At 57.3% G+C, this 8,662-nt stretch carries 7 protein-coding genes; 2 read left to right on the top strand and 5 right to left on the bottom strand.

What is annotated here, in order from left to right; translation table 11 throughout:
• Window positions 1-231 precede the first annotated feature (231 nt).
• From hemG to pepQ, 4 genes are read right to left on the bottom strand one after another with little or no spacing between them, the layout of a single operon-like run.
• Window positions 232-777, bottom strand: a complete 546-nt coding sequence (gene hemG / locus ACOTXI_RS21690) for a menaquinone-dependent protoporphyrinogen IX dehydrogenase (RefSeq protein ID WP_008501510.1) — start codon at window positions 775-777, stop codon at window positions 232-234.
• Between the two features lie 10 nt (window positions 778-787).
• Window positions 788-2,239, bottom strand: coding sequence for a Trk system potassium transporter TrkH (gene trkH / locus ACOTXI_RS21685; RefSeq protein ID WP_008501511.1), 1,452 nt, complete (start codon window positions 2,237-2,239; stop codon window positions 788-790).
• Window positions 2,240-2,278: 39 nt separating this feature from the next.
• On the bottom strand, window positions 2,279-2,893 hold the full coding sequence (locus ACOTXI_RS21680) for an IMPACT family protein (protein WP_008501512.1): 615 nt from the start codon (window positions 2,891-2,893) through the stop codon (window positions 2,279-2,281).
• A complete protein-coding gene (gene pepQ, locus ACOTXI_RS21675) occupies window positions 2,893-4,224 on the bottom strand; it encodes a Xaa-Pro dipeptidase (RefSeq protein WP_008501513.1) in 1,332 nt (443 codons plus the stop codon). Before pepQ ends, ACOTXI_RS21680 begins: the two co-directional genes overlap by 1 nt.
• 189 nt (window positions 4,225-4,413) lie before the next feature.
• Here pepQ and fadB point away from each other — a divergent pair, with 189 nt between their 5' ends.
• Together fadB and fadA are read left to right on the top strand one after the other, a co-directional pair.
• Window positions 4,414-6,603, top strand: a complete 2,190-nt coding sequence (gene fadB / locus ACOTXI_RS21670; RefSeq protein ID WP_008501514.1) for a fatty acid oxidation complex subunit alpha FadB — start codon at window positions 4,414-4,416, stop codon at window positions 6,601-6,603.
• Between the two features lie 9 nt (window positions 6,604-6,612).
• A complete protein-coding gene (fadA, locus tag ACOTXI_RS21665) occupies window positions 6,613-7,776 on the top strand; it encodes an acetyl-CoA C-acyltransferase FadA (protein ID WP_008501515.1) in 1,164 nt (387 codons plus the stop codon).
• A gap of 161 nt (window positions 7,777-7,937) precedes the next feature.
• Here the strand turns inward: fadA and fre are convergent, their stop codons facing one another.
• Complete coding sequence (gene fre, locus ACOTXI_RS21660) at window positions 7,938-8,639, bottom strand: NAD(P)H-flavin reductase (protein ID WP_058653886.1); 702 nt, start codon at window positions 8,637-8,639, stop codon at window positions 7,938-7,940.
• Window positions 8,640-8,662: the final 23 nt, after the last annotated feature.

Raw genomic sequence — 8,662 nt, 5'->3', positions numbered from 1 at the left:
TCTGATAAATTGTTAAAGAGCAGTGCCGCTTCGTTTTCGCTGCGGCGCGGGGTGTGCATATTACGCTTTCCCGCTTCAGAGTCAAGCGTTTATTTTCGCTATTCTCTGCTGACCCGGCGGCGTGTGTGCCGTTGTTCCGTGTCAGTGGAGGCGCATTATAGGGAGTTATTCTGAAGTGACAAGCACAAAATACAAAAAACTTTTCGTTCGCTCACTTTTCAAACTTAACGCTTATTTAAGTCGCGAATCGCCCGTTAAATGTGCGATTTCCCGCGCAAAACTGGCTACCTGCGACCAGTCGGTATAAACCACTTCTTTACGGGTATCGGTTTCTCCCCCCGTCATCTTCATAATTAGACGGATCATAAAGCGGTCATACCAGCGGTAGCGAGGGTAGCGCAGCGCGCCGGCAAAAACGGCGCACAGGTCTGGCTGCCACGGCGAGCTGAGTAAAAACTTGCGCGTGTAGCTGTTGGTCTGTGGCGTGCGCTTCTCCGCTTTACGCGCAACCAGATTGACCGAGTAAAACGCGCCTGGCATTTTGTTGAGTACTGCCGTGTGCTTTTTCACAAAGCGATCCAGCGCCGGATGGAAATGCCCGTAACGAATAGATGCACCAATCACCACGCGGTCGTAATCCTGCCAGGCAATCTGTTCCGCACGGTTCAGGTTCACCACATCCGAGTAAATACCCAACTCTTTTAATTCCGATGCAAGGTATGCGGCAATCTCACGCGTTTGTCCGTCTCGCGTAGAAAAAAGAATCAGTGTTTTCATCAATGGCTCCTTACTCGCGCCAGAATGTAGGGGTGAACAGCACCAGCAGCGTAAAGACCTCAAGACGACCAAACAGCATATTGGCGATGAGGATCCATTTCGCGACCGGGTTCATACTGGCAAAGTTATCCGCCACCACGCCCAGGCCAGGCCCGAGGTTATTCAATGTTGCGACGACGGACGCAAAGGCGGAGAAATCATCCACTCCCGTCGCGATAATCGCCAGCATACTGACGATAAAGACCAGCGCATACGCCGAGAAGAATCCCCACACCGCTTCGAGGATACGTTCCGGCAGCGCGCGGTTCCCCAGCTTAATGCTGTAGACTGCATTGGGGTGGACCAGACGCTTCAGCTCACGGTTGCCCTGCTTGAACAGCAGCAGAATACGGATCACCTTCAGACCACCGCCCGTCGACCCCGCACAGCCGCCGATAAACGCGGAACAGAGCAGAAGCACCGGCAGGAACAGCGGCCAACGGGCGATGCTGTCCGTGGTAAACCCGGCGGTCGTCGCCATCGACACCACCTGGAAGAAGGCCTGGTTTAGCGTGGTCAACGCGGAGTTATAGACATCATGGAACCACAGCACCAGCGTACAAATGATCACCAGCGTCAGCTGGACCCCAATGAACATGCGGAACTCAGGGTCACGCCAGTACACCTTCAGGCTGCGCCCGCTCAGTAAAGAGAAGTGCAGGCCGTAGTTACAGCCGGAGATCAGCAGGAAAATGGCAATGATAGTGTTAATCGTTGGGCTGTCGAAATAGCCCACGCTGGCATCGTGGGTGGAGAACCCGCCGATGGCAATCGTCGCAAAACTGTGTCCGATAGCATCAAACGCAGGCATCCCGGCAAACCATAGCGCCAGCGCGCAGGCTACCGTCAGCAAGACATAAATCAGCCACAGGGTTTTCGCCGTCTCGGCAATACGCGGCCGCATCTTGTTATCTTTCAGCGGTCCCGGCATTTCGGCGCGATAGAGCTGCATCCCCCCGACGCCCAGAATCGGCAGGATGGCCACCGCCAGGACGATGATCCCCATACCGCCAAACCACTGCAGCATCTGGCGATAAAAGAGAATCGCGTGCGGCAGCGAATCCAGCCCCACCAGCGTCGTGGCCCCGGTCGTCGTTAAGCCAGAGAAGGATTCAAAAAAGGCATCCGTGATGCTCAGGTTAGGCTGTTCAGAGAAGATAAAGGGCAGCGAACCGACGCTCCCCAACACCGTCCAGAACAGGACCACAATCAGAAAGCCTTCGCGAGATTTCAGCTCACCTTTCTGACGACGGTTCGGCCACCACAGCAGGGAGCCGATCGCCAGCGCGACAAAGAAGGTCTGGGTAAATGCCCGCCCCGCCCCGTCCCGGTAGATAAGCGCCACCAGTCCAGGGATAATCATCGTCCCGGAAAAGAGTATGACCAGCAGTCCAACGATTCGGGTTATGGCACGAAAATGCATCTCTGCCGCTTCCTTTGGTATTCAAAAGTGAGGTGGGGATTATTCTTCAATCGGCAGCAATTGCAACGAACCACGACTAAAATCAGCCAGTTTTGCTGAAAAAGCAGCCAGTTCCGCCTGAGGAAGCGCCACGCGTAATTGCACCATCGCCTGATATTCACTGTGTGCGATGACACCGTTAAACTGCCTCAGCAGCGCTTCAATACCCGAGAGCTGGGCGTAATCGCATAACAAAGTATATTCGGTGAGAGGCGTTTTGCGGGTGGTCTTCAGGATATTCAGTGCCTGCTGAACGCCGCCGCCATACGCTTTTACCAGCCCACCCGTACCTAACAGGATGCCGCCGTAGTAGCGCACCACCACGGCGGTAATTTCACCCACGCCGCTACCCATCAGCTGCGAGAGCATGGGTTTACCGGCCGTGCCCGCCGGTTCACCGTCATCGGAAAACCCCAGCTGCTGCGAATCGTCCGGCGGCCCTGCTACCCACGCCACGCAGTGGTGACGGGCGTCAGGATGCTCAGCCCGGACGGACTCGACAAACGCTTTTGCCGCCTCTACGCCGTCGGTATGCGCCAGCAGGGTAATAAAGCGGCTTTTCTTGATTTCCTCAACAAAGGTGACCGGTTCAGCCGGTATCAGCCAGCTTTCCATCAGGCCAGCTTCAGGTCTCGCGTCATGTTCTCGATACCGTTTTCGTGAATCACCACGTTATCTTCGATACGAATGCCGCCAAACGGCTTCAGCGCGTCAATTTTTGCCCAGTTGAAGTGCTTGCTGAACTGGCCTTCACGCCACGGCGCCAGCAGGGATTCGATAAAGTAGATCCCCGGTTCAATCGTCAACACCATGCGCGGCTCCAGAATACGGGTGCAGCGCAGGTAAGGATATTTAGACGGTGCCGCCAGGTGCGTACCGGTATCATCCTGCATAAAGCCCGCAACGTCGTGCACCTGCAGGCCCAGCGGGTGGCCGATACCGTGCGGCATAAATGGCCCGGTCAGATCGTTCTCGACCATCGCCTCTTCGCTCATGTCTTTCACAATCTGATGCTTACGCAGCAGTTTAGCAATGCGCTGATGGAACTGGATGTGGTAGTCCACATAGCTGGTTCCCGCCTTCATGGTGCCAATCAGCGCCAGCTGTTCATCGTTCACGTCTTTGATCAGCTGTGCAAAATCGGTATCCGCATTTGCCGCCCAGGTACGGGTCAGATCGGCCGCGTAGCCGTTGTACTCGGCCCCTGCGTCCAGCAGGAAGCTGCGCATTTCTGAAGGAACCTGGTGATCCAGTTTGGTGTAGTGCAGGACGGACGCGTGCTCGTTGAGCGCGACAATGTTGCTGTACGGCACGTCGGTATCGCGATGACCGGTGGCGGTCAGGTACGCCTGGTTGATATCGAACTCGCTCATGCCGGACTGGAAGGCTTCATGCGCCGCACGGTGACCGTTTACCGCGGTCTTTTGCGCTTCACGCATGCAGTAAAGTTCGTAGTCAGTTTTATACGCGCGGTAATAGTGGAGGTAATCCAGCACCCCTTTCGGGTTGAGCTTGTCTGCCGCAATATCCAGGCTTAATGCACGCTCCGGAACAGGGCCAATATAAGCGATGTTGCCACGCGCGGCAGGCAGCTGGCCGCCAATGCCGTCCGCTTTTGGCAGCGCAATGACCTCAATTTCCTCCGTCCAGAAAGAGGTCGGCAGCGGCTCAACGTTGTGCCAGTAATCGACCGGCAGGTAGAACCACAGTTTCGGCTTGTTCACACCATCCACCAGCAGCCAGCAGTTGGGAACCTGCGTCACTGGTACCCAGGCCTTAAACTGTGGGTTCACCTTAAACGGATAAGCGTGGTCATCCAGAAAGGTATTCATCAGCTCGCCGGAGTGGATCAGCAGCGCATCCAGCTTAAAGCGGGCCAGTACATCGCGGGTACGTTCCTGTAGGGTAACGATATGATTTTTATAAAGCGAAGCCAGTGAGTCCATCATTATTCCTTTCGTTTTTTGACCTCAAGTCATCGCATCTTAGCACACCTCACTCCGCCTGCGTGATTTCCACCGACCGTGATCAATGCAGCAATTTCTTAATGAGTAATTTGCATTTTATTAACATAAATCCCACACTCCGACTCATCTGGTATGACCAGATCCACTTGCTGGATTCAGGAGACTGACATGCTCTACAAAGGCGACACCCTGTACCTCAACTGGCTGGAAGATGGCATTGCCGAACTCGTGTTCGATGCCCCCGGCTCAGTCAATAAGCTCGATACCGCGACGGTGGCCAGTCTTGGCCAGGCGCTGGATGTTCTGGAAAAACAAACTGAATTAAAAGGGCTGCTGCTGCGCTCGAACAAAGCGGCCTTTATCGTCGGTGCCGATATCACCGAATTCCTTTCGCTCTTCCTGGTGCCGGAAGAACAGCTGAGCCAGTGGCTGCACTTTGCCAATAGCGTCTTTAATCGTCTGGAAGATCTGCCTGTCCCGACCATTTCCGCCGTTAACGGCTACGCGCTGGGCGGCGGCTGTGAGTGCGTGCTGGCGACCGACTACCGCCTGGCGACGCCGGATCTGCGCATCGGCCTGCCGGAAACCAAGCTGGGCATTATGCCGGGCTTTGGCGGCTCCGTCCGTATGCCGCGCATGCTGGGCGCCGACAGCGCGCTGGAGATCATTGCCGCGGGTAAAGACGTCAGCGCAGAACAGGCGCAGAAAATTGGCCTGGTCGACGGCGTTGTAAAACATGAGAAGCTTGTTGAAGGCGCACTCGCCATTCTGCGTCAGGCCATTAACGGCGAGCTCGACTGGAAGGCCAAACGCCAGCCGAAGCTGGAGCCGTTAAAACTCAGCAAGATTGAAGCCACCATGAGCTTCACCATCGCCAAAGGCATGGTGATGCAGACGGCGGGTAAACACTACCCGGCGCCGATCGCGGCGGTGAAAACCATTGAAGCGGCTGCCCGTTTCGGGCGCGATGAAGCGCTGAAGCTCGAAAATCAGAGCTTTGTCCCGCTGGCGCACACCAATGAGGCTCGCGCGCTGGTCGGTATCTTCCTGAACGATCAGTTCGTGAAAGGCAAAGCCAAACAGCTGACCAAAAACGTTGAGACGCCAAAACATGCGGCGGTACTCGGCGCGGGCATTATGGGTGGCGGCATCGCCTACCAGTCTGCCTGGAAAGGCGTGCCGGTAGTGATGAAAGACATCAACGAGAAATCCCTGACGCTGGGCATGACCGAAGCGGCCAAGCTGCTGAATAAACAGCTTGAGCGCGGCAAAATTGACGGGCTGAAGCTCGCAGGCGTGATCTCCACCATTCAGCCCGTGCTGGAATACAGCGGTTTCGATCGTGTCGACGTGGTGGTCGAAGCCGTCGTCGAGAACCCGAAAGTGAAAAAAGCGGTGCTGGCGGAAACGGAAGACAAGGTTCGCCCGGGTACCGTTCTGGCCTCTAACACCTCCACCATTCCAATCAGCGAACTGGCGAGCGTGCTGAAGCGTCCGGAAAACTTCTGCGGTATGCACTTCTTCAACCCGGTACACCGTATGCCGCTGGTCGAAGTGATCCGCGGGGAAAAAACCTCAGACGACACCATCGCCAAAGTGGTGGCATGGGCCAGCAAGATGGGCAAAACGCCGATCGTCGTTAACGACTGCCCGGGCTTCTTCGTCAACCGCGTGCTGTTCCCTTACTTCGCCGGTTTTAGCCAGCTGCTGCGCGACGGCGCGGACTTCCGCAAAATCGACAAAGTGATGGAAAAACAGTTCGGCTGGCCGATGGGCCCGGCGTATCTGCTGGACGTTGTGGGCATTGATACCGCCCACCACGCCCAGGCGGTGATGGCGGCAGGTTTCCCGCAGCGCATGCAGAAAGACTATCGCGACGCCATTGACGCGCTGTTCGACGCTAACCGCTTCGGTCAGAAAAACGGCCTGGGCTTCTGGCGCTATAAAGAAGACAGCAAAGGCAAACCGAAGAAAGAAGAAGATCCGGCGGTGGATGGCCTGCTGGCCGACGTCAGTCAGCCAAAACGCGACTTCACCGACGATGAAATCATCGCCCGGATGATGATCCCGATGATTAACGAAGTGGTGCGTTGCCTCGAAGAAGGCATTATCGCCAGCCCGGCAGAAGCCGACATGGCGCTGGTGTATGGCCTCGGCTTCCCTCCGTTCCACGGCGGTGCGTTCCGCTGGCTGGACACGCTCGGCAGCGCCCGCTATCTCGATATGGCTCAGCAGTATCAGCACCTCGGCCCGCTGTACGAAGTGCCGGAAGGGCTGCGTAACAAAGCGCGCCATAACGAACCCTACTATCCCGCAGTTGAGCCAGCCCGTCCGGTTGGCGAGCTGAAAACGGCTTAAGGAGTCACAATGGAAAAGGTTGTCATTGTTGATGCGATTCGCACCCCGATGGGCCGTTCAAAAGGCGGCGCGTTCCGTAACGTGCGTGCGGAAGACCTCTCCGCGCACCTGATGCGTAGCCTGCTGGCGCGTAACCCGGCGCTGGATCCGGCTGCGCTGGACGATATCTACTGGGGCTGCGTGCAGCAGACCCTGGAGCAGGGCTTCAACATCGCCCGCAACGCGTCGCTGCTGGCGGAGATCCCGCATTCGGTTCCGGCCGTCACCGTCAACCGCCTGTGCGGTTCGTCAATGCAGGCGCTGCACGACGCGGCCCGCATGATCATGACCGGCGATGCGCAGGCTTGCCTGGTGGGCGGCGTCGAGCACATGGGTCACGTCCCGATGAGTCACGGGGTCGATTTCCACCCTGGGATGAGCCGCAACGTGGCGAAAGCTGCGGGGATGATGGGCCTGACCGCCGAGATGCTCTCCCGCCTGCACGGCATCAGCCGCGAAATGCAGGATGCCTTTGCCGCGCGCTCTCACGCTCGCGCCTGGGCCGCCACGCAGTCCGGTGCCTTTAAGAACGAGATCATCCCGACCGGCGGCCACGATGCAGACGGCGTTCTGAAGCAGTTCAGCTACGATGAAGTCATTCGCCCGGAAACCACCGTCGAAGCGCTTTCCACCCTGCGTCCGGCGTTTGACCCCGTCACCGGTACGGTCACGGCAGGGACCTCGTCGGCGCTGTCCGACGGCGCCGCCGCGATGCTGGTGATGAGCGAAAGTCGCGCCCGCGAGCTGGGGTTAACGCCTCGCGCCCGCGTGCGTTCGATGGCGGTCGTGGGCTGCGATCCGTCGATCATGGGCTACGGCCCGGTTCCGGCTTCAAAGCTGGCGCTGAAAAAAGCGGGCTTAACCGCCAGCGACATCGATCTGTTTGAGATGAACGAAGCGTTCGCCGCGCAGATCCTGCCGTGCATTAAAGATCTGGGGCTGATGGAGCAGATCGACGAGAAGATTAACCTCAACGGCGGCGCGATCGCCCTCGGACACCCGCTGGGCTGTTCCGGGGCGCGTATCAGCACGACGCTGATCAACCTGATGGAACGCAAAGATGCCCAGTTTGGTCTGGCAACGATGTGTATCGGTCTGGGTCAGGGTATCGCGACGGTGTTTGAGAGAGTGTAAGGCTATAACGTAGGCCCGATAAGCATCGCGCCATCGGGCTTTTGCCGGGAGGCGCTGCGCTTTCCCGGCCTACGAGAGGTACCTCGCCGCCAGTCGTGTCACTGGCGAAGAGAGACAGTTTAGTTGCCGTTCTTCCCGCCTGTCAGGGGCGGGTTTTTTATTTAAATGAAGGCAAACGCATCGCCAAAGAGGCGGTCTTCACGCGCATCACGTTCGTTACAGAACAGATCGAGGGCGATTTTCGCCATCTCGAAACGCCCTGCAATATAGATGTCATGTCCTGCCAGCGTACCGTGATCCTGCAGCACTGCCGTCAGTACCGTACCGCTACGCCCGCGCCAGCCCTCTTCCGGCTGCTCAACCACCGGCTCAATGCGCAGGTTAGGATGGGTGACGCTCAGCGCTTCGAGTTCGGACAGGTCATACAGGTGTTTCTCTTCACGGCCACCCCAGTAGATGGTGATATCACGGTCGGGATTACGCGCCAGGGCGGTCAGCAGAATGGAGCGCACGTAGGAGAAACCTGTACCACCGGCAATCAGGATCAGCGGACGGTCTTCATCATCGCGCAGCCACGCATCACCGTGCGGAATATCCACCACGATCTCGCGCTCTTTCAGAATGCGGTCCATGACGGCCATCGCATACAGGTTAAGCTCTGACGCACCAATATGAAGCTCAATAAATTCCTGCTCCGCTGGCGTTGAGGCCATAGAGAAAGGACGCTTATCACGCTCATCCATCACGACCATCAGATACTGACCCGCGCGGAAAGAGAATGGCGCTTCTGGCACTAAACGGACGCGATATACGGTGTCGGTGATGGCATCTACCGAGGTCACTTTACAGCTTAAGGTTGTCATTCGCTCTCTCTGTCGGGAAGTCT

Origin of the sequence: Enterobacter cloacae complex sp. BZL2005, from assembly GCF_049238885.1 — a bacterium.
In the GTDB taxonomy this organism is placed as follows: domain Bacteria; phylum Pseudomonadota; class Gammaproteobacteria; order Enterobacterales; family Enterobacteriaceae; genus Enterobacter; species Enterobacter roggenkampii.
This window is presented reverse-complemented; position numbering and strand designations above follow the sequence as displayed.

Excerpts from the sequence above, each read along its gene's own strand:
- ACOTXI_RS21680 (WP_008501512.1), bottom strand. The coding sequence starts at position 2,893 with ATGGAAAGCTGGCTGATACCGGCTGAACCGGTCACCTTTGTTGAGGAA.
- pepQ (WP_008501513.1), bottom strand. The coding sequence starts at position 4,224 with ATGGACTCACTGGCTTCGCTTTATAAAAATCATATCGTTACCCTACAG.
- fadA (WP_008501515.1), top strand. The coding sequence starts at position 6,613 with ATGGAAAAGGTTGTCATTGTTGATGCGATTCGCACCCCGATGGGCCGT.
- hemG (WP_008501510.1), bottom strand. The coding sequence starts at position 777 with ATGAAAACACTGATTCTTTTTTCTACGCGAGACGGACAAACGCGTGAG.
- trkH (WP_008501511.1), bottom strand. The coding sequence starts at position 2,239 with ATGCATTTTCGTGCCATAACCCGAATCGTTGGACTGCTGGTCATACTC.
- fre (WP_058653886.1), bottom strand. The coding sequence starts at position 8,639 with ATGACAACCTTAAGCTGTAAAGTGACCTCGGTAGATGCCATCACCGAC.
- fadB (WP_008501514.1), top strand. The coding sequence starts at position 4,414 with ATGCTCTACAAAGGCGACACCCTGTACCTCAACTGGCTGGAAGATGGC.